The organism is Streptomyces sp. NPDC041970 (assembly GCF_055588985.1).
Genome location: NZ_JBVJCD010000032.1, coordinates 32,406 through 56,662 on the forward strand (window position 1 = coordinate 32,406; position 24,257 = coordinate 56,662).

The window sequence follows — 24,257 nt, forward strand, 5'->3', positions numbered from 1 at the left end:
GCGCACATCCCTCTCCTCCCGCGCGTTCCATGGCGCGCGCCCCGGTTCCGCGGGGCGCTGTCGGGCACCAGCGTAGGCGGGCGGGCCCGCCGGGTCGAGAAGACGCCCGAGGAGGCGCGGCCCACGCGCCGGTCGCCCGGCGCGCGCCCGCGCGAAACACAGGTGACAGGGGGCGGGCGGCCGAGCAGGATACGGGCCATGCCGAGACCTACAGGATTCCACTACGAGCAGCACGGCGACGCCGAGGTCGCCATCACCCACCACGGCCGCCGCGCGGGCGTCCTGCGCGGCGACCGGGCCGTGCGGTTCCTCGCCGAGGTGGCGGCGGGCGACGCCCAGATGGTGATGGCCCGCTGGACCGGCGCGTACAAGCACGGCAACGAGCGCGCGGCCCGCGACCACCCGCGCAACCGCCGGTGACGCGAACGGGGGCGCGGGGCGGGCGGAGCCGCCGGCGGGACGGCCGCGCGAGCGGGTGGCCGCGGGCCGCGCGAAGGTAAGGGAACGGCAAAGCGGGGTCGTTCGTTACCCGGTGCATGACCGTAATGACCCCCGGCTCGAACATCCCTCTCTCCGCCGCCCGTGTGGCGGTGGACGTCGCCGCACCGGTGCGGCTCGACGTCTCGGGCCTGCTGCTCACCGCCGACGGCAAGGTGCGCTCCGACGACGACTTCATCTTCTACAACCAGCCCTCGGGCCCCGGTGTGACCTACCGCTCCGGCGGGGGTTCCGCGCCCGACGCCATCGTGGTGGACACCGCCGCGGTCCCGCCCGGCATCGAGAAGATCGTCATCACCGCGAGCCCGGACGCCGCGGGCCGGACGTTCCAGGGCGTCGAGCCGACCGCCACCGTGCGCAACGCGGACGACGGCACCGCGCTGGCCACCTTCACCCCGCCCCGGCTGGGCTCCGAGACGGCGCTCCTGGTCATCGAGGTCTACCTGCGCAACGGGGTCTGGAAGGCCCGCGCGGTCGGCCAGGGGTACGCCGACGGGCTGGCCGGGATCGCTACGGACTTCGGCGTCTCGGTCGAGGAGCCCGCCGCCCCGTCCGCCCCCGCCCCGTCCGCCCCGGCCCCGGCCGCCGCGTCCCCCGCTCCGGCCGCCCCCGTCGATCCGCGGCTCGCGCCGCCCGCCCCCTCGGCCGCCCCGGCTCCCCCCGCGCCCGCGGGCCCGTCGGGCAAGGTCAACCTGGACAAGGGCCGGGTCAGCCTCCAGAAGAACCAGACCGTGTCCCTGGTCAAGGGCGGTGCTCCGCTGCTCTCGCGGGTCCGGATGGGCCTGGGCTGGGAGCCCGCCTTCCGCGGCAAGGACATCGACCTGGACGCGTCGGTCATCGCCTACGGCCCCGACCGCAACCACCTGGACAGCTGCTACTTCGGCAAGCTGTCCATCCTGCACGGGGCGATCACCCACTCCGGGGACAACCTCACCGGGGACGGCTCGGGCGACGACGAGGTGATCACGGTCGACCTCGGCCGGGTCCCGGCGGAGGCGACGGGCCTGGTCTTCACGGTGAACTCCTTCACCGGCCAAAAGTTCAACGAGGTGGCCAAGGCCTACTGCCGGCTGATCGACGACGCGACCGGCGAGGAGCTGGTCCGCTTCGACCTGACCGGGGCCGAGCCGCAGACCGGCGTCATGATGGCCAAGCTCATCAAGCAGTTCAGCGGCGAGTGGGAGATGACCGCGATGGGCGAGTTCGTGAAGTCGCGCACCGTGCGCGGCATGGTGAAGCCCGCCGCGAAGTCCCTGTAGACGCCGGGCGCCCCGGCCGGGGGCGCAACGGAGTCCGGGGCGCCTGAAGTGGTTCAGGCGCCCCGGATCGTCCGGAGGAGGCGGACGCTGCTCGTGCTCGCCGTGCTCCTCAGAGCTTGGTCAGTTTGGAGTAGGGGCTCAGGATTCGCCCCTGTCGCCCCGAGAAGTCGATGAGGACCGCGTCGTTGTCACCCTCGACAGCGAGAATCCTGCCGAGCCCGAACTGGTCGTGCGACACCCTGTCGCCCACATCGAAGCATTCGACCGGTGGGGCCTCCTGAGCCGGGCGGTTGAAGGGACTGGAAGGCAGGTGACGCCGGGAACCGGCTGACTGTTTCATTACGTCGAGTATGCGCCCTGTTAAGGCCCGACGCCATGCCCGCCCGCTCCGGGGCCCCAGAAGTGCCGCATTCGTAATGAGCGCCGACCGGGGCCCGCCTGGGGCTCCGGCCGCCCCCGGCGGCCGGAGGCGGCGGCGGAAAGCCCCCCGAACGTGTGGCCCTCCCCCGGCACGGGGCGTGTCCCGCCACCGGGGGAACCCCGCCCGCGCCGCGCGCGGCGGCCGGGTCAGTCGCTCGTGCGGGAGCGGGCCTTGTAGGCCGCCTTGCGGGCCTCCTTGGCGGCCTTCTTGTCGCTGTGCAGCCGGCCCATGGCCTCCAGCACGTCGGCGGTGGCCGGGTGGTCCACGCGCCAGACCTCGTCGAAGAAGCCGCTGTGCTGCGCGGAGAGCCCCTCCACCAGCCCCTGGAGCTCCTCCAGCTCGCCTTCCGCCTCCAGTTGGGCGGCGATGGTGTCGATGGCCAGCCAGAAGATCATGTCCTGCGGCGGGGCGGGGACGTCGGCCGCGCCGTGCTCGGCGAGCCAGACGCGGGCCAGGCCGCCCAGTTCGGGGTCGTCGAGCACCGCGCGTACGGCGGGCTCCGCCTCGGGGCCGGCCAGGGCGAGGGCCTGCTGGCAGTGGAGGCGGCGCAGCGGGGCGCCCTCGTCCGTGCCGCGCGCCGCGGCGAGCAGCTCGGCCGCGGCCGCCACCGCTCCGTCGGCGCCGTGCCCCGCGAGCCAGAGCGTGATCTCGGCGCGGGCTGCGGACTCCGGGTAGTGGGCGACGCCGTCGAGCAGCGCGTCGGCGCCCTTGCCCGCGAGGTCGCCGACGACGGGGGCGTCCACCCCGGCCTCCACCATCCGGGCCCGGACGCCGTAGAGGCCGAGGGGGGTGAGCCTGACCATGCCGTACCGGGTGATGTCCTCCTCGGCGTCGGCGACGGAGGCGTCCACCATCGCGTCGCCCTCCTCGACCATCAGCGCCTCGTCCACCGGCCGGTACTCGACGATGCCGATGGGTTCCAGGAGCCGGAACTGGTCGTCGAGGCGCATCATCGCCTCCGAGACCTGCTCCAGGACGTCGTCGGTGGGCTCGCCCATGTCGTCGGGGACGATCACCGAGGCGGCGAGGGCGGGCAGCGGCACCGGTCCGTCGCCCGCGCCGTTGTCCGCGAGGGTGAGCAGGTAGAGGTTGCCGAGGACGCCGTCGAGGAACTCCGTCTCGGCCTCCGGGTCCCAGTCCAGGGCGTCGAAGTCGATCGAGCCGTCCTCGCCGACCAGGTCCGCGAAGTCGTCCAGGACGGGCGCGGTGGCGTCGGCGTGCACGGCGTCCAGGCCGTCGAGCCAGATGGCCAGGACGTCCTGCGGGGAACCCGAGGTGAGCAGCGCCAGGTTCTCGCCGGCCGCGGCGGCGCCCTCCCCGTCCTCCTCCTCCGGGTCCGTGACGTCGACGAGGCCGGTGTCCACGGCGAGCCGCCAGGCCTCCCCCGCGTACGCGGCGCCCTCCTCGTCGGCCGGGAGCCCCAGATGTTCGGCCGCGGCGGGGAGGTGCTGCTCGGCCAGCTCGCCGCCGGCCCCGACGCGGACGTCCGGCCCGGCCCAGCGGGCGAGCCGGACGGCGCGGACGAACAGCGGAGCGGCGAGCGCGTCCCGCGCCAGTTCGGCCTCGGAGGGCAGCCGCACCGGCGGCAGGGAGGGGCGCTCTGCGGACATCGGGGATTCTCCTCGGTGCGTGCTCGGGGGCGTACGGCGTGTGTACGCGGTTCAGCCGCCCAAGCCTAGACGCAATCGGTCCCGCGCCGTCCGGCTCCGGCGGGCGGGGCGGGGCCGGGGGCGCGGGGCTTGTCGACGACCGCCCCGCACGCCTCGGGGACCGCCGGACGCCGCTACGCGCGCGCGGCCGGTTCCAGGCTGAGCGCGGGCGTGTAGCGGTTGACGGCGCCGCCGGTCATGCCCGGATAGTTCTGGACGCGTTCCCACAGCGGCGTCGGGGAGCCGATGCCGTCGCCCGGGGCGGCGAGGGCGGCGATGTGGTGGTCGGCGCTTACCCACTCGGCGTAGTTGAGGACGCGGGTCCCGTCGGTGCTGACGTGGAAGTGCGCGGCGATGCCGCCCTCCGGGACGCGGGGCTCGTCCCCGAGCGCCTCGAACACCGCGTCCACCCAGGCGCGTTGGCGGGCCGGGTCGGGGCCGTCGAAGAGGGCGTCCACGATGACGACGGTCCCCGGCGCCTGGGTGTCGCCCTCGGTCCGGAGCCCGGAGCGGTACAGCTCGTAGGTGTGCAGTCCGAGGCGTTCGATGCCGGGGACGGCGGCGTCGATCTCGCCGTTGCGGACGTCGCGGCCCTCCCGTACGAAGGCGCGGTAGGGCTGTTCGCCGGTCCACTGGGAGTAGTGGAGCAGGGTCGCGCCGTCCTCCCCCGCGTACACGCTGTAGGAGAGCAGTCCGGGGTGCGGCCACGGGCGGCTCGTCCAGGCCGCGCGGACGGCGGCGACGGTCTGCCGCTGCCGCTGGGGGGTGCCGACGTTCCAGGTGCTGACCTTGATGGTCCGGGCGTCGGCGCGGGCCGGGTCCGGGCGGTCGGTGAGGTGTGCGGTCACGGTGGTGTTCCCCTCTCTCGCCGCCCCGTCCGGTGCGGCACTCCCCCACCGTCACACCTCAGGCGCGCTTGAGGTCAAACCCCGCCGCGGGTACGCCGTCGCGGGGTGCGAGCCCGCGCCAGGTCGCCCGTCCGGCGCGCCGGGCGGTCATGTCGAGTTCGTCCGTCAGCCGGATGTCGTGGCCCTCCGGCGGGAAGGTCCGCGCGGCGAGGCCGGGGCGGCGGAGACCGCCAGGGCGTCGCCCTCGACGAGGCCGCCGCCCTCCGGGGTGGAGGAGCAGCCGGTCGACGCGGCCAGGGCCGCCGCCGGCAGGAGGGGCCGGGCTCCGCCCCGGCGCCCGCACGCGTGTCCCCATCCCGTCCGCCCCTTGCGCCGCGTCCGCCGTCCGTGCGGCCGATCGCGCCAGGGCCGCCGACGCCTCGCGCCGGGGACGTTTCAGCTCCTCTTGCCGGTGAGCGCAAGCAGATCTAAGTGGACCTTCACGGTCGGCCGCGCCGAGACTGCGGGCATGACCCCTTCCGCACGGCCCCCTTTCGGCCGCACGCTCTGCGCCATGATCACTCCCTTCACCGCCACCGGCGCGCTGGACCTGCCGGCCGCCCGCGCGCACGCCGCCCGCCTGGCGGCCGAGGGGTGCGACGGGCTCGTCCTCAACGGCACCACCGGCGAGTCCCCCACCACCACGGACGCCGAGAAGGCCGCGCTGGTGCGGGCCGTCCGCGCGGAAGTGGGCGGGGGCGTGCGGCTGCTCACGGGCGTCGGCAGCGCGGACACCGCGCACACCGTGCGGCTCGCGCGGGAGGCCGAGGAGGCGGGGGCGGACGGGCTGCTGGTGGTCACCCCGTACTACAGCCGTCCGCCGCAGGCCGCGGTCGAGGCGCACTTCCTGCGGGTGGCGGACGCCACGGGCCTGCCGGTGATGCTGTACGACATCCCCGGCCGCACCGGCACGCGGATCGAGCCGGAGACCCTGGTGCGGCTGGCGGGGCACCCGCGCGTCGTCGCCGTGAAGGACTGCGCGTACGACCTGCTCGGCTCGACGAAGGTGATGGCCCGGACCTCGCTGGCGTACTACTCGGGCTGCGAGGAGCTGAACCTGCCGCTGTACGCGCTCGGGGGCACGGGCTTCGTCAGCACGGTCGCCAACGTGGTCCCGCGCCACATGCGGGCCCCGCTGGACGCGTTCGACGCCGGCCGCACGGACGAGGCGGCCCGGCTCAACCGGCTCACCGTCCGCCTGGTCGAGCGGGTGATGGCGGGCGGGCTGCCCGGCACGGTGGCGGTCAAGGCCCTCCTGGACGCCGGACCGGTCCGCGAACCGCTGCAGCCCGCCGGGCGCGATGCGGCCGACGGGCTGCGCGAGGCGTACGAGGAACTCCTCGCGGCCTCCTGAAGCCGGTGCGTCAGTTGTGGGCGTGGAGGACGTCGTTCAGGCCGCCCCACGACGCGTTGTTCGGGCGGGCCTCGACGGCGCCGGTGACCGAGTTGCGGCGGAAGAGGATGTTGGAGGCGCCGGAGAGTTCGCGCGCCTTGACCGTCTGGCCGTCCGGCAGCGTGACGCGCGTGCCGGCGGTGACGTAGAGGCCGGCCTCGACGACGCACTCGTCGCCGAGCGCGATGCCGATGCCCGCCTCGGCGCCGATCAGGCAGCGCTCGCCGATGATGATGCGCTCCTTGCCGCCGCCGGAGAGGGTGCCCATGGTGGAGGCGCCGCCGCCGATGTCGGAGCCGTCGCCGACGACGACGCCCGCGGAGATCCGGCCCTCGACCATGGAGGTGCCGAGCGTGCCCGCGTTGAAGTTGACGAAGCCCTCGTGCATGACGGTGGTCCCGGCGGCGAGGTGCGCGCCGAGGCGGACCCGGTCGGCGTCCGCGATGCGCACGCCCTTGGGGGCGACGTAGTCCGTCATCCGCGGGAACTTGTCGACCGAGGTCACCTGGAGGTGCAGGCCCTCCGCGCGGGCGTTGAGCCGGACCCGCTCCAGGTCGTCGACGGCGACCGGGCCGAGCGAGGTCCAGGCGACGTTGGCCAGCAGCCCGAAGAGGCCGTCGAGGTTCTGGCCGTGCGGCTGGACGAGCCGGTGCGAGAGCAGGTGCAGGCGCAGGTAGGCGTCGTGGGCGTCGAGCGGCTTGTCGTCGAGCGAGGAGATGACCGTGGACACGGCGACGACCTCGACGCCGCGCCGAGCGTCCACGCCGAGGGCCTTGGCGGCTCCCTGGCCGAGCCGGTTCACGGCCTCGTCGGGTCCGAGGCGCTGCGTGCCGGCGGGGCCGGGTTCCGAGGTCAGCTCGGGGGCGGGGAACCAGGTGTCGAGGACGGTGCCGTCACCGGCGACGGTGGCGAGGCCGGCGGCGACGGCGCCGGTGGTGCGGGCAGGGCCCTGGGAAGTCGTGTCGGTCATGCACAGCAACCTAACCGGCCGGAACCCGCTCGGGCGAACCGGTCCCGTCCCGCGGACCGCCTCCGCTCCCGGCGGCCGGTCGGGCGCGGCCCCGGTGATCCGGGCCAGCATCTCGCGGGTGTGGGCGGCGTCGAACGCGCCGCCGGTCAGCAGGGTGCGCAGGCAGACGCCGTCCAGCAGCGCGACGAGCGCCCGCGCGGTCGCCGGGTCGGTGCGCCGGGACAGCAGCTCGACGGCGTCCTCGGTCCACTCGGCGGCGACCGGGCGCAGGGCGGGGCGGCGCAGGGCCGCCAGGTACAGCTCGCACTCCAGCTCGACCGCGCCGCGCTCGCCCGCGAACCACCGGCCCAGCACGCGGGTCAGCTCGTCGGGGAGCCCCCGGGGGCCGGGGCCCGGCCCTATCCCGGCGCGCAGGGTCTCGGCGAGGTTCCGGTCGGACCGGCGCAGGGCGGCGACCAGCAGTTCGTCGAGCGAGCGGAAGTGGTACGTGGTCGAGCCCAGCGGCACGTCCGCCTCGGCCGCGACGGCGCGGTGGCTGAGCCCGTCGATGCCGTGGTCCGCGACCACGCGCAGCGCCGCGTCGATGATCCGCGTCCGCCGCTCGGGGTCGTACCGCCGGGCCATCAGTGGGCCCCTCCCAGGTTGAGCACGACGACCCCGGCGACGATCAGGGCGACGCCCGCGACCTTGACCGGGCTGCCGGACTCGCCGAGGAAGAGGACGCCGATCAGGGCGACGGCCGCGGTGCCGACGCCGGCCCAGATGGCGTACGCGGTGCCCACCGAGAGGGTCTTCAGGGTCTGCGCGAGCAGGGTGAAGGCGATGAGGTACCCCGCCGCGGTGCCGAGCGAGGGCCAGAGCCGGGTGAAGCCCTCGCTGTACTTCATGGCCGTCGTCCCGGCCACCTCCGCGGCGATGGCGGCGGCGAGCAGCCCGTATGCGTATCCCATGCGGACGACCGTACACAACGGTGCGGACAACCGTACATATCATCGTTCGGACGGGGGGCGTTACGGTGGCCCGACCGATGGCACGGCCCGTGACCGCGGGCCGACGAGACGACGGAGACGCAGTGGCGCAGGACGCAGGGTGGGGCGGCGGCCCGTACGGGGGCGCGCCCCGGGGCGGGGGCCCCTTCCACGGGGGAGCGCAGGAGCCGGGCGGCGGATGGAGCGGCGGATGGGCCGCACCGCCCAGGCCGGGGGTGATACCCCTGGCGCCGCTGAGGGTCTCGGACATGCTCAGCGGCGCCTTCTCGGCGATCGGGCGCTACTGGAAGCCGCTGATCGGCATGGCGGTCACGCTGTTCGGCGCGGCGACGCTGGTGATGGGCGCCGCGGTGGCCGTCGCCATCGCCGCGGTGGCCTCCCAATGGGACCGGCTGACGGGTCCCGGCACCCCGGACGCCACCGAGGTCGTGTCCCTGGGCGTGGCGTTCGGCGTGCTGCTGATCGTCGGCATCCTGCTCTACCTGCTGGCCTCGGCGGTCGTACAGGCGGCGGCCCCGGTGGTCCTCCAGGAGGCCGTCCTGGGCCGCCCGATCGGCTTCGGCGCGGTCTGGAAGCGCTCCTGGGCACGGGTGTGGGCCATGCTCGGCACGGTGTTGCTGGTGGCGCTGATCGCGGTCGTGCCGGTGGCCCTCTTCATGGCCGCCGTCGCCGGCACGGCGTTCTACTTCGCCTCGACGGGGGAGGCGGAGGGCGCACTGCCGCTGATCTGGGTCGGCTTCGCCGGCGCGCTGGTCCTGGGGCCGGTGGCCGTCTGGCTCTGGGTGAAGTTCTCCCTGGCCCCGACCGTGGTGGTCTTCGAGGGGCAGCGGCCGGTCGCGGCGCTGCGCCGCTCCGCCCGCCTGGTGCGCGGAAGCTGGTGGCGGGTCCTCGGCGTCACGATGCTCGCCTACCTGCTGGCGTCGGTGATCGGCTACACGGTCCAGATGCCGTTCCAGATGATCGGGATGCTTCCCGGCGTGTTCGACCCCGCGGAGCTGGGCGCGGAGCCGACCGGCGGCGAGGTGGTCGCGGCGTTCGGCGGCTTGATGGTCCTGTCGCTGATCAGCCAGATGATCGCCCAGTTGTTCTCGGCGGTCTTCCCGCCGCTGGTGGTCGGCCTGCTCTACGTGGACCTGCGGATGCGCACGGAGAACCTGGGCCCGGTCCTCGCCGAGGCGGCGGCGCTGACGCTGCCCGAGCAGTACGGCCCGCCGCCCGCGCACGTCTAGGAGCGCCCCGTACAGCGCCGAAGGCCGTGCCCGCCAGGCATCCTGGCGGGCACGGCCTTCGGCGTCGTGCCGGGGACAGCGGGGTCAGACGTTGAACCCGAGCGCCCGCAGTTGCTCGCGGCCGTCGTCGGTGATCTTGTCCGGGCCCCACGGCGGCATCCAGACCCAGTTGATGCGCAGCTCGTTGACGATGCCGTCCGTGGCGGACTTCGCCTGGTCCTCGATGACGTCGGTCAGCGGGCAGGCCGCGGACGTGAGGGTCATGTCGAGGGTGGCGATGTTGGCGTCGTCGACGTGGATGCCGTAGATCAGGCCCAGGTTGACGACGTCGATGCCCAGCTCGGGGTCGACGACGTCGTACAGCGCCTCGCGGACCTCCTCCTCGGAGGCCGGCTTCATGGTCGCGGTCTCGTTCTCGCTCATGCGGTCTTCCCTTCGGACAGCGCCTTGGCCGTCGCGTCCTTCCACGCCATCCAACTCAGCAGCGCGCACTTGACCCGCGCGGGGTACTTGGAGACGCCGGCGAACGCGACGGCGTCCTCCAGCAGCTCCTCCATCGTCTCGTCGGGCTCCACCTGGCCCTTGGACTGCATCAGCTCCAGGAACGCGCCCTGGATCCGCTGCGCCTGGGACAGCTCCTTGCCGACGAGGAGGTCGTTGAGCACGGAGGCGCTGGCCTGGCTGATGGAGCAGCCCTGGCCCTCGTAGCTCACGTCGGCGACGGTCTCGCCGTCGTACCGCACGCGGAGCGTGATCTCGTCGCCGCACGTCGGATTGGTGTGGTGCACCTCGGCGTCGCCGTCCCGCAGGCCGCGCCCGTGGGGGTGCTTGTAGTGGTCCAGGATCACTTCCTGGTACATCGAATCAAGCTTCACCAGTCAGCCCTCAGCCGAAGAAGTTCCGGACGTGCTCCAGACCGTCCACCAAGGCGTCGACCTCGGCGGGCGTGGAGTACAGATAGAACGACGCTCGCGTCGTCGCGGGAATTCCGTACCGCAGGCAGACCGGCCGCGCGCAGTGGTGGCCGACCCGGACGGCGATGCCCTGCTCGTCGAGGACCTGTCCCACGTCGTGAGGGTGGATGTCGCCGAGCGTGAAGGAGATCGCCGCCCCCCGGTCCTCGGCCGTCGCCGGACCGATGATCCGCAGGTCGGGGACGTCCAGCAGGCGCCGCACCGCGTACTCGGTGATCGCCTTCTCGTGGAGGTGGATCTTCTCCATGCCGATCGCCGAGAGGTAGTCCACGGCCGCGCCGAGGCCGACGGCCTGGGCGATCGGGGGCGTGCCGGCCTCGAACTTGTGCGGCGCGGGGGCGTACGTCGAGGAGTGCATCGACACCGTCTCGATCATCTCGCCGCCGCCGAGGAAGGGGGGCAGGTCCTCCAGGAGTTCCTGCCGCCCCCACAGCACGCCGATGCCCGTCGGGCCGACCATCTTGTGGCCGGTGAAGGCCACGAAGTCGGCCTGGAGCGCCTGCACGTCGAGCACCATGTGCGGGGCCGCCTGGGAGGCGTCGATGCAGACCAGCGCGCCGACCTGCTGGGCGCGCCGGATGATCTGCTCGACCGGGTTGACGGTGCCCAGGATGTTGGAGACCAGCGTGAAGGAGACGATCTTCGTCTTCTCCGTGATGATCTCGTCGATGTTCGACAGGTCGAGCCGGCCGTCGTCGGTGATGCCGAACCACTTCAGCTTCGCGCCCGTGCGCTGGGAGAGGAGCTGCCACGGCACGATGTTGGAGTGGTGCTCCATCTCCGTGGTGACGATCTCGGTCTCGCGGTCCACCCGGTAGGGCTCGTCCGCCCAGCCGAGCATGTTGGCCACGAGGTTCAGCGACTCGGAGGCGTTCTTGGTGAAGATCACCTCGTCGCGGCTGGGTGCGTTGATGAAGGCGGCGACCTTGTCGCGGGCGCCCTCGTACAGCGCGGTGGCCTCCTCGGCGATGGTGTAGACGCCGCGGTGAACGTTCGCGTTGTGCCGCTCGTAGTACTCGTTGAGCGCGTCGAGGACCTGACGCGGCTTCTGCGAGGTCGCCGCGGAGTCCAGGTAAACGATCTTCTTCCCGTCGTGGACCGTGCGGTCCAGGATGGGGAAGTCCTTGCGGATCGCCTCGGTGTCGAGGAGGCCGGTGAGCCCCTGTCGGGCGTCAGTCACGCGGAAGCGCCGCCCTTCGTGTAGGCCTCGTAGCCCTCGTTCTCGAGCTGGTCGGCCAGCTCGGCACCGCCGGAGGCGGCGATGCGGCCGGCCGCGAAGACGTGCACGAAGTCGGGCTTGATGTACTTCAGGATGCGCGTGTAGTGCGTGATCAGCAGGGTGCCGACCTCGCCGGTCGCGCGGACGCGGTTGACGCCCTCGGAGACGGTCTTCAGCGCGTCGACGTCCAGGCCGGAGTCGGTCTCGTCCAGGACGGCGATCTTCGGCTTGAGCAGCTCCAGCTGGAGGATCTCGTGGCGCTTCTTCTCACCGCCGGAGAAGCCCTCGTTGACGTTGCGCTCGGCGAAGGAGGGGTCCATCTGGAGCCCGGCCATCGTCTCCTTGACCTCCTTGACCCACGTGCGCAGCTTGGGGGCCTCGCCGCGGACGGCGGTGGCGGAGGTGCGCAGGAAGTTGGAGACCGAGACGCCGGGGATCTCGACCGGGTACTGCATGGCGAGGAACAGGCCGGCGCGGGCCCGCTCGTCGACGGACATCTCCAGGACGTCCTCGCCGTCCAGGGTGACCGAGCCACCGGTGATCGTGTACTTGGGGTGGCCCGCGAGCGAGTACGCGAGGGTGGACTTGCCGGACCCGTTGGGGCCCATGATGGCGTGGGTCTCGCCCTGCTTCACGGTCAGGTCGACGCCCTTGAGGATCTCCTTCGTGGCGTTGTCCGCCTCGACGGTGACGTGCAGGTCGCGGATTTCAAGCGTTGCCATGGGTGACTCAGGACTCCTGGGTGACGGAGACGAGCACATCGTCCCCTTGGATCTTTACGGGGTATACGGGGACGGGGCGCGTCGCGGGCAGTCCGGACGGCTTGCCGGTGCGGAGGTCGAACGACGATCCGTGCAGCCAGCACTCGATCGCGCAGTCCTCCACCTCGCCCTCGGCGAGGGAGACGTTCGCGTGCGAGCAGATGTCGTTGATCGCGAACACCTCGCCCTCGGTGCGGACGACGGAGACGGGTGTGCCGTCGAGCTCCACCCGCTTGGGGGTGTCGTCCTCCAGCTCACTCAGCGCACAGGCGCGGACGAAGGCCATCAGACCGACGCCTTCAGCTCGGCCTCGATCTTCTCGATGAGGCGCTCCTCCACGTCCGGCAGGCCGATCTGCTGGACCAGCTCGGCGAAGAAGCCGCGCACGACGAGGCGGCGGGCCTCCTCGGCGGGGATGCCGCGGGACTGGAGGTAGAAGAGCTGCTCGTCGTCGAAGCGGCCGGTCGCCGAGGCGTGGCCGGCGCCGACGATCTCGCCGGTCTCGATCTCCAGGTTCGGCACGGAGTCGACCCGCGCGCCGTCGGTGAGGACGAGGTTCCGGTTCATCTCGTAGGTGTCGGTGCCCTCGGCCGCGGCCTGGATGAGGACGTCGCCGATCCAGACGGCGTGGGCGCCGTCGCCCTGGAGGGCGCCCTTGTACACCGCGTTGGACGTGCAGTGCGGGGTGTTGTGGTCGACCAGGAGGCGGTGCTCCTGGTGCTGGCCCTTGTCGGTGAAGTACAGGCCGAACAGCTCCGCCTCGCCGCCGGGGGCCGCGTAGGCGACCCGCGGGTGCAGGCGGACCAGGTCGCCGCCGAAGGTGACGACGACCGACTTGAAGGAGGCGTCCCGGCCGACCAGCGCGTTGTGCTGGGCGACGTGGACGGCGGTGTCGTCCCAGTCCTGCACGGAGACGACGGTCAGCTTCGCGCCGTCGCCCAGGACGTAGTCGACGTTGGCGGCGAGCACCGCGTCACCGGTGTGGTCGATGACGACGACGGCCTCGGCGAAGGCGCCCAGCTCGATGACCTGGTGGCCGTAGGCGACGCCGCCCTCGCCGTGCACGGCGATCCGGATCGGCTCGGCGAGCACGGCCTCCTTGGCGACGGTGACGACCGAGGCCCGGTCGAAGGAGGAGTACGCCTGGGCGGCGACCCGGTCCACCGGGACGCCGGCCCGGCCGAGCCGGGCGTCGTCGCGACCGACGGTCTCGACGGTGACGCCCTCGGGCGCCTCGACCGCGACCTTGACGCCGGTCCCCGTGGCGACGGCGGTGCCGTCGTGCAGCCCGCGCAGCCGCTCCAGCGGCGTGAAGCGCCACTCCTCCTCGCGGCCGTGCGGGACGGGGAAGTCCGCGACGTCGAAGGAGGGGGGTGCGCTCATGCGGGTGGCGACGGTCGACTCGGCGGCCACCGCGATGGAGCCGGCGGTGGTGGAGCCCGCCGGAGTGTTCTGAGCCTCAGCCATGGCTGTCGTAGTGCTCGCTTTCTTAGGTCGAGAGGTCGGGGACGGGGGGCGGGGACGGCCGCGGACGGCCGTCCCCGAGGGCCTGTGGGTGGGCCCTGGGGGTGTCCGGCGGATCAGGGCCGGACAGGCCGCGGTGTCGGGTGCGGTGCGTCGCAGGGCGCTGGAATGCCCTCGTCGCGGAGCGATCCGGGCGTTCCGGCAACGCCGCGAGGCGCCGTGCCGGGCCGCGGACCCGGTGAGGATCCGCCGGACGCCCCTCAGCCCACCGAGCCCTCCATCTGCAGCTCGATCAGCCGGTTCAGCTCCAGGGCGTACTCCATGGGCAGCTCCTTCGCGATCGGCTCGACGAAGCCGCGCACGATCATCGCCATGGCCTCGAACTCGGTGAGGCCGCGGCTCATGAGGTAGAAGAGCTGGTCCTCGGAGACCTTGGAGACGGTCGCCTCGTGGCCCATCGACACGTCGTCCTCGCGGACGTCGACGTACGGGTAGGTGTCCGAGCGCGAGATCGTGTCGACGAGCAGCGCGTCGCAGAGCACGTTGGACTTCGCGCCCGGCGCGCCCTCGCCGATCTCGATCAGGCCGCGGTAGGAGGTGCGGCCGCCGCCTCGCGCCACCGACTTGGAGACGATGTTGGAGGAGGTGTTCGGGGCCATGTGGACCATCTTGGCGCCGGCGTCCTGGTGCTGGCCCTCGCCCGCGAAGGCGATGGAGAGGGTCTCGCCCTTGGCGTGCTCGCCCATCAGGTAGACGGCCGGGTACTTCATGGTCACCTTGGAGCCGATGTTGCCGTCGACCCACTCCATGGTCGCGCCCTCGTAGGCCACGGCCCGCTTGGTGACCAGGTTGTAGACGTTGTTCGACCAGTTCTGGATCGTCGTGTAGCGGCAGCGGCCGCCCTTCTTCACGATGATCTCGACCACGGCGCTGTGCAGCGAGTCCGAGGAGTAGATCGGGGCGGTGCAGCCCTCGACGTAGTGGACGTAGGCGTCCTCGTCGACGATGATCAGCGTCCGCTCGAACTGGCCCATGTTCTCCGTGTTGATACGGAAGTAGGCCTGGAGCGGGATCTCCACGTGGACGCCCTTGGGCACGTAGATGAACGAGCCGCCGGACCACACGGCCGAGTTCAGCGACGCGAACTTGTTGTCGCCGACCGGGATGACGGTGCCGAAGTACTCCTTGAAGAGCTCCGGGTGCTCCTTCAGCGCGGTGTCGGTGTCCATGAAGATGACACCCTGCGCCTCCAGCTCCTCGTTGATCTGGTGGTACACGACCTCGGACTCGTACTGCGCGGCGACGCCGGCGACCAGGCGCTGCTTCTCCGCCTCGGGGATGCCGAGCTTGTCGTACGTGTTCTTGATGTCCTCGGGCAGGTCCTCCCAGGACTCCGCCTGCTTCTCCGTGGAGCGCACGAAGTACTTGATGTTGTCGAAGTCGATGCCGGAGAGGTCCGAGCCCCAGCTCGGCATGGGCTTCTTGGCGAAGAGCTTGAGGCCCTTGAGCCGCAGCTTCAGCATCCACTCGGGCTCGTTCTTCTTCTCCGAGATGTCGCGGACGACAGCCTCGGACAGGCCGCGCTTCGCCGCCGCGCCTGCCGCGTCGGAGTCGGCCCAGCCGAATTCGTACGTACCCAGACCCTCGAGCTCAGGGTGGGCAGTCTCCGTGGGGAGCGTCATTCGGGGTTCCTCCCGGCCGTGCTTGCAGATGCTGAATGGGTGGTCTTGGGGGGTGCCGCGGGGCCGCTGCGCGGTACGTACGTCGTGCACACGCCGTCGCCGTGGGCGAGGGTGGCCAGACGCTGCACATGGGTCCCGAGGAGGCTGGAGAAGAACTCCGTCTCCGCCTCGCAGAGCTGTGGGAACTGCTCGGCGACATGCGCCACCGGGCAGTGGTGCTGGCAGAGCTGCTCGCCCCGCTGCGGGCCCGGCGCGCTGCGGGCCGTAGCAGCGTACCCGTCGGCGGTCAGGGCCCTCGCCAGCGCCTCGGTGCGGCCCTCGGGCTCCGCCGCCTCCACCGCCGAGCGGTACGCCTCGCCCATCGCCGCCATCCGGGCGCGGGCGAAGGCGGCGACCGCCTCGTCCCCGCCGGAGTCGGCGATGAAGCGCAGCGCGTCGGCGGCGAGCTTGTCGTAGGACTGGTCGAAGGCGTCCCGGCCGCAGTCCGTCAGGGCGAACACCTTGGCGGGCCTGCCGCGCGTCCGCGTCCCGTAGACCCGCTGCTCGCGGGCCTCCACGACGTCGTCCGCGAGGAGGGCGTCCAGGTGGCGCCGGACGGCCGCCTGGGTGAGGCCCACACGGGCCGCGAGGTCGGCGGCGGTGGAGGGGCCGTGGTCCAGGATGGAGCGCGCGACCCGGTTGCGCGTCGAGCGCTCACCGGTCGCGAGGTCCTCCTGAGGAGCCTGTCCGCCGTATTTCACAACACCATTGTTGCGTAATTCGTTCGCCTCTGACAACCACGGTCCGGAACGATCTACGGTGCGGTTCATCACTTAGGGTCACCTAATCTGGCCCCGGCCCCCGCCGCTCCGCGGCCGCTGCCTAGACTTACCGGCCATGGAGAACGAGCCCGTCGTCCAGGTCATGGGCCTGGTCAAGCGGTACGGCGCCAAGACCGCGGTGGACGGCCTCGACCTGGAGGTCCGGGCCGGCACGGTCAGCGCCGTCCTCGGCCCCAACGGCGCCGGGAAGACCACCACCGTCGAGATGTGCGAGGGCTACCGCCGCCCCGACGCGGGCGCCGTACGGGTCCTCGGGCTCGACCCGGTCGCCGACGCGGAGCGGCTGCGGCCGCGCGTCGGCGTGATGCTCCAGTCGGGTGGGATCTACTCCGGCGCGCGGGCCGAGGAGATGCTCCGCCACATGGCGAAGCTGCACGCCCACCCCTTGGACGTGGACGCCCTGATCGAACGCCTCGGACTCGGCGGCTGCGGCCGCACCCCCTACCGGCGGCTCTCCGGCGGCCAGCAGCAGCGGCTCGCCCTCGCCCTGGCGGTGGTGGGCCGCCCCGAGCTGGTCTTCCTCGACGAGCCGACCGCCGGCCTGGACCCGCAGGCCCGCCGCTCCACCTGGGACCTGGTGCGCGAGCTGCGCGCCGACGGGGTCTCCACCGTCCTCACCACCCACTTCATGGACGAGGCCGAAGCCCTCGCCGACGACGTCGCCATCATCGACGCGGGCCGGCTCGTCGCCCGGGGCGCCCCGGAGGAGCTGTGCCGGGGCGGCGCCGAGAACACCCTGCGCTTCACCGGCCCCACGGGGCTCGACCTCGACTCGCTGGCCAGGGCGCTGCCGGACGGCTCCCAGGCCGCCGAGCCGCTCCCCGGCACGTACCGCGTCACCGGGCGGATCGACCCGCACCTGCTGGCCACCGTGACCTCCTGGTGCGCCCAGCACGGCGTGATGCCCGAGGGCATCTCCGTGGAGCGGCGCACTTTGGAGGACGTCTTCCTCGAACTGACCGGCAAGGAGCTGCGCGCATGAGCGCCGGTACGTACGCCCCGCGCCCCGGCGCCGCCCCCCTCCTGCGGATGATCGCCGCGCAGACGTCGCTGGAGACGCGGATGCTCCTGCGCAACGGCGAGCAACTGCTGCTGACGGTGGTCATCCCGGCGCTGCTGCTGGTGCTGTTCAGCGCGGTCGACATCGTGGACACCGGCGCGGGCGCGTCGGTGGACTTCCTCGCGCCCGGCGTCCTGGCGCTCGCCGTGATGTCGACGGCCTTCACGGGCCAGGCGATCGCCACCGGTTTCGAGCGCCGCTACGGGGTCCTCAAGCGGCTGTGGGCCTCCCCGCTGCCGCGCTGGGCCCTGATGGCGGCGAAGACGCTGTCGGTGCTGGTCACCGAGGTGCTCCAGATCGCGCTGCTGACGGCGATCGCCTTCGCGCTGGGCTGGTCGCCGCAGGGCGGACCGCTGAGCGTGCTGGTGCTGCTGGTGCTGGGCACCGCGGCCTTCTCCGGGCTCGGGCTGCTGATGGCCGGGACGCTGAAGGCGGAGGCGACGCTGGCCGCCGCCAACCTGGTCTTCCTGCTGCTGCTGGTCGGCGGCGGGGTCGTCGTGCCGCTGGAGAAGTTCCCGGACGCCGTGCGGTCGGTGCTCGGGCTGCTGCCCATCAGCGCGCTCTCCGAGGGCCTGCGCGACGTGCTCCAGCACGGCGCGTCGCTGCCGTGGGGAGACGCCGCGGTCCTGGCGGCCTGGGCGGTCCTGGGCCTGGGGGCCGCGGCCCGCCTCTTCCGCTGGGAGTGAGGCGGCGGGGCGGACACGCCGGGACGTTCGCCGCGACCCGTACGAAACCCACCCCTCGTGAAATCATGCACAAGCCCCGTCCTACGATGGTCCGCGTGGAAACCCCCATCTCCTCCATCGCCAAGCGCTGGACGCCCTCCACCAAGGTGGTCAAGCGCGCCGCACTCTCCGCCGTCCTGATGAGCGTCTTCATCATCGTCACGGGCGGGGCCGTCCGGCTCACCGGTTCGGGGCTCGGGTGCGACACCTGGCCCAAGTGCACCGACGACAGCCTGTTCGCCACGCCCGAGCAGGGCCTGCACGGCGCGATCGAGTTCGGCAACCGCATGTTGACCTACGTGCTGTCGGCCGCGGTCGGCTGGACGATCGTCGCCGTGAGCTGCCTCAAGCCGCGCCGCCGCCAGGTGGCCCGGCTGGCCTGGGCCCAGTTCTGGGTCGTGCTGGGGAACGCGGTCCTCGGCGGGATCACGGTCTGGGCGGGCCTGAACCCGTGGACGGTGGCCGGGCACTTCCTGCTCGCCAACGCGCTCCTCGCGCTCACCGTGGTGACCTGGGTGCGGGTCGGCGAGGGCGACGGACCGCCCCGGCCGCGGGTCCCGCTGCCGGTGCGCCGGCTGGCCTGGGCGATCGTGGCGGCCTCGGTGGTGCTGATCGTGCTCGGCACCTCGGTGACCGGCTCCGGCAAGCACGCCGGGGACAGCAGCGACGTGCCGCGGATGCCGTGGGACTGGTCGGCGGCCGCGCACGTGCACGCCGTCGCCGCCTGGCTGGTCTGCGCCCTGGCCATCGCCATGTGGCTGGCCCTGCGGGCGGTGGACGCCCCCGGCGACACCCGTGCCCGCGCCCGCGACCTGCTGGTCGTGCTGCTCGCCCAGGGCGCGATCGGGTACGTGCAGTACTTCAGCGACGTCCCCGAGATCCTGGTCGGCGTCCACATGCTCGGCTCGGCCGTGCTGTGGATCGCCGTCATCCGCCTGGTCCTCAGTACGCGCGAGCGCACCGGCGACCCGAGCGCCCCGCCGCCCGGCCCCGCCGCCGAGACGCGGGCGGCGCCGGTGGCGGCCGCCTGACCGGCGCGAGGACGCGCGGAACACGCCGAGGGGGGGGGGGGGGGGGGCCGCCGCCCCTCCGGGTGGTTCCTCCGCCCGCCCTCCCCCCTGGTCGCGGTCGTTGGGGGGGGGGCCCACCCGGAGTCCCCCCACCCCGGAACCGGCAAGAGAGACGGGGGGGGGGCGGGGGGAGCCGGCCCAAGAGGAAGGGGAAGGAGAGGAGGGGGGGGGGGGGCGGGGGCCCCCCCCCCCCCCCCCCTCGGCCTGTTCCGTACGCCCGCCGCTCCCCGGTTCAGCGGTCGTTGGAGGGGCCGCCGACCTGGATTCCGGCCATCCGGGACCACTCGTACGGGCCGGTGCGGACCTTGGCCGCGAAGTCCCCGTCGAACGACTCGTGCACCGTGATGCCGGAGGTGCGCGCCGCGCTCTCGGCGACCGCGTACGTCGGGGCGACGAGGTCCCCCCAGGCGCCGTCCTCGCCGACCAGGACGATCCGGGCGCCCGCCTGCCCGAGGTAGGCGACCTGCCCCTCCGCCCCGCCGTGCTCCTTGGCGAAGGCGCGGATCTCGCGGGCGAGCCTCGCCGCCCTGCGCTCCGCTCGCGCGGTCTTCCTGGCGTCCGTCCGCGGGGTCTGTTCCGTCTGCGCTGCGTCTGCTGCCGTCTCTGCCATGGACAGGATGCTACCGACGGGTAGACCAACGGGCGACGGGCGGGGAGCGTGGCCTGGACCACGCGCCCCGCCCGTCGGCGTGCGCACCCGCGTCGCTAGTGGAGGAAGGGATCCACCGCGACGGCGACGAAGAGGAGGGAGACGTAACTGATCGACCAGTGGAACAGCCGCATCTCCTTGAGCTTGCCGCCCGTCACCCCGGCCTTGGCCCGGCTCTGCAGCCCGTGGGCCTCCCAGAGCCAGAAGCCGCCGGCCAGCAGCGCCACGGCGGTGTAGAACCAGCCGGTGTAGCCGAGCGGGGTGAGCAGCAGCGAGACCGCGACCATCACCCAGCTGTAGAGGACGATCTGGCGGGCGACCACCCGGTTGGACGCGATGACCGGGAGCATCGGGACGCCGACCCTGGCGTAGTCGTCCTTGACCTTCATCGACAGCGGCCAGTAGTGCGGCGGCGTCCAGAAGAAGATGACCGCGAAGAGGATGACGGCGGCCCAGGAGAGCGAGTTCGTCACGGCGGACCAGCCGATGAGCACCGGCATACAGCCCGCGATGCCGCCCCAGACGATGTTCTGCGAGGTGCGCCGCTTCAGCAGCATCGTGTAGACGACGACGTAGAAGAGGAGCGCGCCCAGCGCGAGGGCCGCGGAGAGCCAGTTGACGAGCAGTCCGAACCAGACGGTCGAGACGACCCCGAGGGCGATGCCGAAGACGAGGCACTCGCGGGGGCTGACCATGCCGGTGACGAGCGGGCGCTGCGACGTGCGGTCCATCAGCGCGTCGATGTCCCGGTCGATGTACATGTTGAGCGCGTTGGCGCCGCCGGCGGAGAGGTATCCCCCGATGGTGGTGGTCAGGACGAGCCACAGGTCGGGCACGCCCTGGGCGGCGAGGAACATCACCGGGACCGTGGTGATGAGCAACAGCTCGATGATCCGCGGCTTGGTCAGCGCCACGAACGCCTTGACACGGGCCCCGAACGGGCGTTGGCCCCCTGGGCTGGGAGTCAAGGCGACCCCTGCGGGTCGGGACTCGACGGCCGTCACGCACACCCCTGACAGAGAAATCCCAGCAAGCTCCGGGCTGGAGGCCCGGTGAAGACTTGCGCGAACCCGACCACTGTAGACGTTGGGGATACGCCGCCCTTCGCGGGGGTGGGTCGTGTTGGGGGTGGCTGTGCGGCCGTGAGGTTTCCGTCGGGAGGCGAACTTCCCGGCTCGCCCGCACCCTGGAAAGTACGCGGAAAGCGCACCTGGCGACGGAGGTAGGCTCGACAGCGCCCGGTGCCGTGACGGTCACCGGTTTACGACAGTGGAGAGGAGCCCTGACTCAGGGTGAGCACCAAGCCGACCACCACAGACCTCCAGTGGACCGAGGTGGACCAGCGGGCCGTGGACACCGCCCGCGTCCTCGCCGCCGACGCCGTGCAGAACGTCGGGAACGGCCATCCGGGCACGGCGATGAGCCTGGCTCCTGCCGCGTACACGCTCTTCCAGAAGGTGATGCGGCACGATCCGGCGGACGCGGAGTGGACCGGCCGCGACCGGTTCGTCCTGTCCGCGGGCCACTCCAGCCTGACGCTCTACATCCAGCTCTACCTGGCCGGCTACGGCCTGGAGCTCGACGATCTCAAGGCCTTCCGGAGCTGGGGTTCCAAGACTCCGGGCCACCCCGAGTACGGCCACACCACCGGTGTCGAGACGACGACCGGCCCGCTGGGCCAGGGCGTCGCCAACGCGGTGGGCATGGCGATGGCCGCCCGCTACGAGCGCGGCCTCTTCGACCCGGACGCGGCCCCCGGCGCCTCCCCCTTCGACCACATGGTGTGGGTCGTCGCGGGTGACGGCTGCCTCCAGGAGGGCATCTCGGCCGAGGCGTCGTCGCTGGCCGGCCACCAGAAGCTGGGCAACCTGGTCCTGCTCTGGGACGACAACCACATCTCCATCGAGGGCGACACGGAGACCGCGGTCTCCGAGGACACCGTCAAGCGGTACGAGGCGTACGGCTGGCACGTCCAGCGCGTCGACCAGCTCCCCAACGGCGACCTGGACCCGGCCGGTCTGTACGCGGCGCTCCAGGCGGCCAAGGCCGAGACCGAGCGCCCCTCCTTCATCGCGGCCCGCTCCATCATCGCCTGGCCCGCCCCGAACGCCCAGAACACCGAGGCGGCGCACGGCTCGGCGCTCGGCGCCGACGAGGTCGCGGCGACCAAGCGGGTCCTCGGCTTCGACCCGGAGCGGTCCTTCGAGGTCTCCGACGAGGTCATCGGCCACACCCGCCAGGCCCTGGACCGGGGCCGCGAGGCCCGCGCCGCGTGGGACAAGTCGTTCGCCGCGTGGCGCACGGCCAACCCGGAGCGCGCCGCCGCCTTCGACCGGATCTCCGCGGGCGAGCTGCCCGAGGGCTGGGAGGAGAAGCTGCCGGTCTTCGAGCCGGGCACGAGCCTGGCCACCCGCGCGGCCTCCGGCAAGGTCCTCCAGGCGCTGGGCGAGGTCGTGCCCGAGCTGTGGGGCGGCTCCGCCGACCTCGCGGGCTCGAACAACACGACGATCGACAAGACGTCGTCGTTCCTCCCGGCGGGCAACCCGCTGCCGGAGGCCGACCCGTACGGCCGGACGATCCACTTCGGCATCCGCGAGCACGCCATGGCCGCCGCGATGAACGGCATCGCGCTGCACGGCAACACCCGCGTCTACGGCGGCACCTTCCTGGTGTTCTCCGACTACATGCGCAACGCGGTGCGGCTCTCCGCGCTGATGCACCTGCCGGTGACGTACGTGTGGACGCACGACTCGATCGGCCTCGGCGAGGACGGCCCGACCCACCAGCCGGTCGAGCACCTGGCCTCGCTGCGCGCCATTCCGGGCCTGAACGTCGTGCGCCCGGCCGACGCCAACGAGACCGCCATCGCCTGGCGCGAGATCCTGCGCCGCCACACCAAGGTGTTCGGCGAGGGCGCTCCGCACGGCCTGGCGCTCACCCGGCAGGGCGTGCCGACGTACGAGGCGAACGAGGACGCCGCCAAGGGCGGGTACGTCCTGTTCGAGGCCGAGGGCGGCGAGCCGCAGGTGCTGCTCATCGCGACCGGCTCCGAGGTCCACCTCGCCGTCGAGGCGCGCGAGCGGCTCCAGGAGGCCGGCGTGCCGACGCGGGTCGTCTCGATGCCCTCGGTCGAGTGGTTTGAAGAGCAGGACCCGGCGTACAAGGAGAGTGTGCTCCCGCCGTCGGTCACGGCGCGGGTCGCCGTGGAGGCGGGCATCGGCCTGACCTGGTACCGGTACGTGGGCGACGCCGGGCGGATCGTCTCGCTGGAGCACTTCGGGGCCTCGGCCGACGCGAAGGTGCTCTTCCGGGAGTTCGGCTTCACCCCCGAGCACGTGGTCGCCGCCGCGCGGGAATCTCTCGCAGCCGCCGCGCGCTGACGTCGGCATACACGACTAGTAGGAGATGCAACCCATGACTGACGCACTCAAGCGCCTCTCCGACGAGGGCGTGGCGATCTGGCTCGACGACCTGTCGCGCAAGCGGATCACCTCCGGCAACCTCGCGGAGCTGATCGACCAGAGCCACGTCGTCGGCGTCACCACCAACCCGTCGATCTTCCAGAAGGCGATCTCCTCCGGCGACGGTTACGAGCAGCAGCTCACCGACCTCGCCGCCCGCGAGGTCACCGTGGAGGAGGCGATCCGCATGATCACGACGGCGGACGTCCGCGACGCCGCCGACATCCTGCGCCCGGTCTTCGACGCGACGGACGGCCAGGACGGCCGGGTCTCCATCGAGGTGGACCCGCGCCTGGCGCACAACACCCTGGCCACCGTGGCCGAGGCGAAGCAGCTCGCCTGGCTGGTCGACCGGCCGAACACGCTGATCAAGATCCCGGCGACGAAGGCCGGGCTGCCGGCCATCACCGAGACGATCGGCCGGGGCATCAGCGTCAACGTGACGCTGATCTTCTCCCTGGAGCGCTACCGCGCGGTCATGGACGCCTACCTGGCGGGGCTGGAGAAGGCGAAGGCCGCGGGCCTGGACCTCTCCACGATCCACTCGGTCGCCTCGTTCTTCGTCTCCCGCGTGGACACCGAGATCGACAAGCGGCTGGACGCCATCGGCTCCGACGAGGCGAAGGCGGCCAAGGGCAAGTCGGCGCTGGCCAACGCGCGCCTGGCGTACGAGGCGTACGAGGAGGTCTTCTCCTCCGACCGCTGGGCCGCGCTGGACAAGGCGCAGGCCAACAAGCAGCGCCCGCTGTGGGCCTCCACCGGCGTCAAGGACCCGTCCCTGAAGGACACCCTGTACGTCGACGACCTGGTGGCGCCCAACACGGTCAACACCATGCCCGAGGCGACGCTGGAGGCGGTGGCCGACCACGGCGAGATCTCCGGCAACACCGTCGCCGGCGGCTACGACCGGGCCCGCGCCGACCTCGACGCGATCAAGAAGCTCGGCGTCTCCTACGACGAGGTCGTACAGGTGCTGGAGGACGAGGGCGTCGACAAGTTCGAGGCGGCCTGGAACGACCTGCTCAAGTCGACCGAGGCGGAGCTCAAGCGGCTCGCCCCTTCGAAGGGCTGACCAC

The 24,257-nt window shown here is 72.5% G+C and carries 24 protein-coding genes and 1 pseudogene; 9 read left to right on the forward strand and 16 right to left on the reverse strand.

Annotation, left to right across the window (positions count from 1 at the left end):
* Positions 1–198: 198 nt before the first annotated feature.
* Together ACZ6EJ_RS17345 and ACZ6EJ_RS17350 are read left to right on the forward strand one after the other, a co-directional pair.
* Positions 199–420, forward strand: coding sequence for a hypothetical protein (locus ACZ6EJ_RS17345; protein ID WP_469267964.1), 222 nt, complete (start codon positions 199–201; stop codon positions 418–420).
* Positions 421–536: 116 nt separating this feature from the next.
* Positions 537–1,757, forward strand: a complete 1,221-nt coding sequence (locus ACZ6EJ_RS17350) for a TerD family protein (RefSeq protein WP_469267966.1) — start codon at positions 537–539, stop codon at positions 1,755–1,757.
* Between the two features lie 109 nt (positions 1,758–1,866).
* Here ACZ6EJ_RS17350 and ACZ6EJ_RS17355 read toward each other — a convergent pair whose 3' ends face one another.
* The 3 genes from ACZ6EJ_RS17355 to ACZ6EJ_RS17365 form a co-directional block, all read right to left on the reverse strand.
* The gene (locus ACZ6EJ_RS17355) at positions 1,867–2,097 is read right to left on the reverse strand and encodes a hypothetical protein (RefSeq protein WP_003969918.1); all 231 of its coding nucleotides are present in this window, start codon (positions 2,095–2,097) and stop codon (positions 1,867–1,869) included.
* A gap of 227 nt (positions 2,098–2,324) precedes the next feature.
* Complete coding sequence (locus tag ACZ6EJ_RS17360; protein ID WP_469267968.1) at positions 2,325–3,788, reverse strand: hypothetical protein; 1,464 nt, start codon at positions 3,786–3,788, stop codon at positions 2,325–2,327.
* 173 nt (positions 3,789–3,961) lie between these two features.
* On the reverse strand, positions 3,962–4,675 hold the full coding sequence (locus ACZ6EJ_RS17365; RefSeq protein WP_469267970.1) for an antibiotic biosynthesis monooxygenase: 714 nt from the start codon (positions 4,673–4,675) through the stop codon (positions 3,962–3,964).
* Between the two features lie 508 nt (positions 4,676–5,183).
* Here ACZ6EJ_RS17365 and dapA point away from each other — a divergent pair.
* A complete protein-coding gene (gene dapA, locus ACZ6EJ_RS17370; RefSeq protein ID WP_469267972.1) occupies positions 5,184–6,068 on the forward strand; it encodes a 4-hydroxy-tetrahydrodipicolinate synthase in 885 nt (294 codons plus the stop codon).
* A 10-nt stretch (positions 6,069–6,078) separates the two neighbouring features.
* Here the strand turns inward: dapA and dapD are convergent, their stop codons facing one another.
* The 3 genes and pseudogenes from dapD to ACZ6EJ_RS17385 form a co-directional block, all read right to left on the reverse strand.
* On the reverse strand, positions 6,079–7,077 hold the full coding sequence (dapD, locus tag ACZ6EJ_RS17375; RefSeq protein ID WP_469268011.1) for a 2,3,4,5-tetrahydropyridine-2,6-dicarboxylate N-succinyltransferase: 999 nt from the start codon (positions 7,075–7,077) through the stop codon (positions 6,079–6,081).
* Positions 7,078–7,173: 96 nt separating this feature from the next.
* Positions 7,174–7,701 (reverse strand): annotated as a pseudogene (locus tag ACZ6EJ_RS17380) (TetR/AcrR family transcriptional regulator); the annotation flags it as partial.
* Entirely contained in the window at positions 7,701–8,027 is a 327-nt protein-coding gene (locus ACZ6EJ_RS17385) for a DMT family transporter (RefSeq protein WP_469267974.1), read from the reverse strand. The pseudogene ACZ6EJ_RS17380 and the gene ACZ6EJ_RS17385, both read right to left, overlap by 1 nt.
* A 287-nt stretch (positions 8,028–8,314) precedes the next feature.
* Here ACZ6EJ_RS17385 and ACZ6EJ_RS17390 point away from each other — a divergent pair, with 287 nt between their 5' ends.
* On the forward strand, positions 8,315–9,295 hold the full coding sequence (locus tag ACZ6EJ_RS17390; RefSeq protein ID WP_469267975.1) for a DUF7847 domain-containing protein: 981 nt from the start codon (positions 8,315–8,317) through the stop codon (positions 9,293–9,295).
* Positions 9,296–9,379: 84 nt separating this feature from the next.
* On the opposite strand, the gene ACZ6EJ_RS17395 is transcribed toward ACZ6EJ_RS17390, so the two are convergent.
* The 8 genes from ACZ6EJ_RS17395 to ACZ6EJ_RS17430 all read right to left on the reverse strand — a co-directional run bounded on the left by ACZ6EJ_RS17395 (position 9,380) and on the right by ACZ6EJ_RS17430 (position 16,135).
* Positions 9,380–9,718 carry a metal-sulfur cluster assembly factor gene (locus ACZ6EJ_RS17395; protein ID WP_015607822.1) on the reverse strand — a complete coding sequence of 113 codons (339 nt, stop codon included), beginning with the start codon at positions 9,716–9,718 and terminating at the stop codon, positions 9,380–9,382.
* Complete coding sequence (sufU, locus tag ACZ6EJ_RS17400) at positions 9,715–10,170, reverse strand: Fe-S cluster assembly sulfur transfer protein SufU (protein ID WP_469267978.1); 456 nt, start codon at positions 10,168–10,170, stop codon at positions 9,715–9,717. The genes ACZ6EJ_RS17395 and sufU overlap by 4 nt, the downstream gene beginning before the upstream one ends.
* A 10-nt stretch (positions 10,171–10,180) precedes the next feature.
* Complete coding sequence (locus tag ACZ6EJ_RS17405) at positions 10,181–11,449, reverse strand: cysteine desulfurase (protein ID WP_469267979.1); 1,269 nt, start codon at positions 11,447–11,449, stop codon at positions 10,181–10,183.
* On the reverse strand, positions 11,446–12,210 hold the full coding sequence (gene sufC / locus ACZ6EJ_RS17410; protein ID WP_469267980.1) for a Fe-S cluster assembly ATPase SufC: 765 nt from the start codon (positions 12,208–12,210) through the stop codon (positions 11,446–11,448). The genes ACZ6EJ_RS17405 and sufC overlap by 4 nt, the downstream gene beginning before the upstream one ends.
* 7 nt (positions 12,211–12,217) lie before the next feature.
* Entirely contained in the window at positions 12,218–12,535 is a 318-nt protein-coding gene (locus ACZ6EJ_RS17415; protein WP_469267981.1) for a non-heme iron oxygenase ferredoxin subunit, read from the reverse strand.
* On the reverse strand, positions 12,535–13,716 hold the full coding sequence (sufD, locus tag ACZ6EJ_RS17420; RefSeq protein WP_469267982.1) for a Fe-S cluster assembly protein SufD: 1,182 nt from the start codon (positions 13,714–13,716) through the stop codon (positions 12,535–12,537). Before sufD ends, ACZ6EJ_RS17415 begins: the two co-directional genes overlap by 1 nt.
* Before the next feature lie 257 nt (positions 13,717–13,973).
* Positions 13,974–15,395, reverse strand: coding sequence for a Fe-S cluster assembly protein SufB (gene sufB / locus ACZ6EJ_RS17425; protein ID WP_469267983.1), 1,422 nt, complete (start codon positions 15,393–15,395; stop codon positions 13,974–13,976).
* Positions 15,392–16,135: a helix-turn-helix transcriptional regulator gene (locus ACZ6EJ_RS17430; protein ID WP_469267984.1), complete on the reverse strand. Its 744-nt coding sequence runs from the start codon at positions 16,133–16,135 to the stop codon at positions 15,392–15,394. The genes sufB and ACZ6EJ_RS17430 overlap by 4 nt, the downstream gene beginning before the upstream one ends.
* A gap of 136 nt (positions 16,136–16,271) precedes the next feature.
* Between ACZ6EJ_RS17430 and ACZ6EJ_RS17435 the strand changes: the two genes are divergently transcribed.
* From ACZ6EJ_RS17435 to ACZ6EJ_RS17445, 3 genes are all read left to right on the forward strand, one after another.
* Positions 16,272–17,198 carry an ABC transporter ATP-binding protein gene (locus tag ACZ6EJ_RS17435; protein WP_469267985.1) on the forward strand — a complete coding sequence of 309 codons (927 nt, stop codon included), beginning with the start codon at positions 16,272–16,274 and terminating at the stop codon, positions 17,196–17,198.
* Positions 17,195–17,962, forward strand: coding sequence for an ABC transporter permease (locus ACZ6EJ_RS17440; protein WP_469267986.1), 768 nt, complete (start codon positions 17,195–17,197; stop codon positions 17,960–17,962). The genes ACZ6EJ_RS17435 and ACZ6EJ_RS17440 overlap by 4 nt, the downstream gene beginning before the upstream one ends.
* 86 nt (positions 17,963–18,048) lie before the next feature.
* A complete protein-coding gene (locus ACZ6EJ_RS17445) occupies positions 18,049–19,032 on the forward strand; it encodes a COX15/CtaA family protein (RefSeq protein ID WP_469267987.1) in 984 nt (327 codons plus the stop codon).
* A gap of 271 nt (positions 19,033–19,303) precedes the next feature.
* Here ACZ6EJ_RS17445 and ACZ6EJ_RS17450 read toward each other — a convergent pair whose 3' ends face one another.
* Positions 19,304–19,681 carry a hypothetical protein gene (locus tag ACZ6EJ_RS17450; RefSeq protein ID WP_469267988.1) on the reverse strand — a complete coding sequence of 126 codons (378 nt, stop codon included), beginning with the start codon at positions 19,679–19,681 and terminating at the stop codon, positions 19,304–19,306.
* A gap of 95 nt (positions 19,682–19,776) precedes the next feature.
* Complete coding sequence (locus tag ACZ6EJ_RS17455) at positions 19,777–20,730, reverse strand: heme o synthase (RefSeq protein WP_469267989.1); 954 nt, start codon at positions 20,728–20,730, stop codon at positions 19,777–19,779.
* Positions 20,731–21,012: 282 nt separating this feature from the next.
* Here ACZ6EJ_RS17455 and tkt point away from each other — a divergent pair, with 282 nt between their 5' ends.
* Together tkt and tal are read left to right on the forward strand one after the other, a co-directional pair.
* Positions 21,013–23,100: a transketolase gene (tkt, locus tag ACZ6EJ_RS17460; RefSeq protein ID WP_469267990.1), complete on the forward strand. Its 2,088-nt coding sequence runs from the start codon at positions 21,013–21,015 to the stop codon at positions 23,098–23,100.
* A 34-nt stretch (positions 23,101–23,134) separates the two neighbouring features.
* Positions 23,135–24,253 (forward strand): transaldolase, encoded by a 1,119-nt coding sequence (gene tal / locus ACZ6EJ_RS17465; RefSeq protein WP_469267991.1) that lies wholly within the window; start codon positions 23,135–23,137, stop codon positions 24,251–24,253.
* Positions 24,254–24,257: the final 4 nt, after the last annotated feature.

What these genes read in the sequence shown, in the direction of transcription:
- ACZ6EJ_RS17345 (WP_469267964.1), top strand. Translation starts at nt 199, where the DNA reads ATGCCGAGACCTACAGGATTCCACTACGAGCAGCACGGCGACGCCGAG.
- ACZ6EJ_RS17350 (WP_469267966.1), top strand. Translation starts at nt 537, where the DNA reads ATGACCGTAATGACCCCCGGCTCGAACATCCCTCTCTCCGCCGCCCGT.
- ACZ6EJ_RS17355 (WP_003969918.1), bottom strand. Translation starts at nt 2,097, where the DNA reads ATGAAACAGTCAGCCGGTTCCCGGCGTCACCTGCCTTCCAGTCCCTTC.
- ACZ6EJ_RS17360 (WP_469267968.1), bottom strand. Translation starts at nt 3,788, where the DNA reads ATGTCCGCAGAGCGCCCCTCCCTGCCGCCGGTGCGGCTGCCCTCCGAG.
- dapA (WP_469267972.1), top strand. Translation starts at nt 5,184, where the DNA reads ATGACCCCTTCCGCACGGCCCCCTTTCGGCCGCACGCTCTGCGCCATG.
- dapD (WP_469268011.1), bottom strand. Translation starts at nt 7,077, where the DNA reads ATGACCGACACGACTTCCCAGGGCCCTGCCCGCACCACCGGCGCCGTC.
- ACZ6EJ_RS17385 (WP_469267974.1), bottom strand. Translation starts at nt 8,027, where the DNA reads ATGGGATACGCATACGGGCTGCTCGCCGCCGCCATCGCCGCGGAGGTG.
- ACZ6EJ_RS17390 (WP_469267975.1), top strand. Translation starts at nt 8,315, where the DNA reads ATGCTCAGCGGCGCCTTCTCGGCGATCGGGCGCTACTGGAAGCCGCTG.
- ACZ6EJ_RS17395 (WP_015607822.1), bottom strand. Translation starts at nt 9,718, where the DNA reads ATGAGCGAGAACGAGACCGCGACCATGAAGCCGGCCTCCGAGGAGGAG.
- sufC (WP_469267980.1), bottom strand. Translation starts at nt 12,210, where the DNA reads ATGGCAACGCTTGAAATCCGCGACCTGCACGTCACCGTCGAGGCGGAC.
- ACZ6EJ_RS17415 (WP_469267981.1), bottom strand. Translation starts at nt 12,535, where the DNA reads ATGGCCTTCGTCCGCGCCTGTGCGCTGAGTGAGCTGGAGGACGACACC.
- sufD (WP_469267982.1), bottom strand. Translation starts at nt 13,716, where the DNA reads ATGGCTGAGGCTCAGAACACTCCGGCGGGCTCCACCACCGCCGGCTCC.
- sufB (WP_469267983.1), bottom strand. Translation starts at nt 15,395, where the DNA reads ATGACGCTCCCCACGGAGACTGCCCACCCTGAGCTCGAGGGTCTGGGT.
- ACZ6EJ_RS17435 (WP_469267985.1), top strand. Translation starts at nt 16,272, where the DNA reads ATGGAGAACGAGCCCGTCGTCCAGGTCATGGGCCTGGTCAAGCGGTAC.
- ACZ6EJ_RS17440 (WP_469267986.1), top strand. Translation starts at nt 17,195, where the DNA reads ATGAGCGCCGGTACGTACGCCCCGCGCCCCGGCGCCGCCCCCCTCCTG.
- ACZ6EJ_RS17445 (WP_469267987.1), top strand. Translation starts at nt 18,049, where the DNA reads ATGGTCCGCGTGGAAACCCCCATCTCCTCCATCGCCAAGCGCTGGACG.
- ACZ6EJ_RS17450 (WP_469267988.1), bottom strand. Translation starts at nt 19,681, where the DNA reads ATGGCAGAGACGGCAGCAGACGCAGCGCAGACGGAACAGACCCCGCGG.
- tal (WP_469267991.1), top strand. Translation starts at nt 23,135, where the DNA reads ATGACTGACGCACTCAAGCGCCTCTCCGACGAGGGCGTGGCGATCTGG.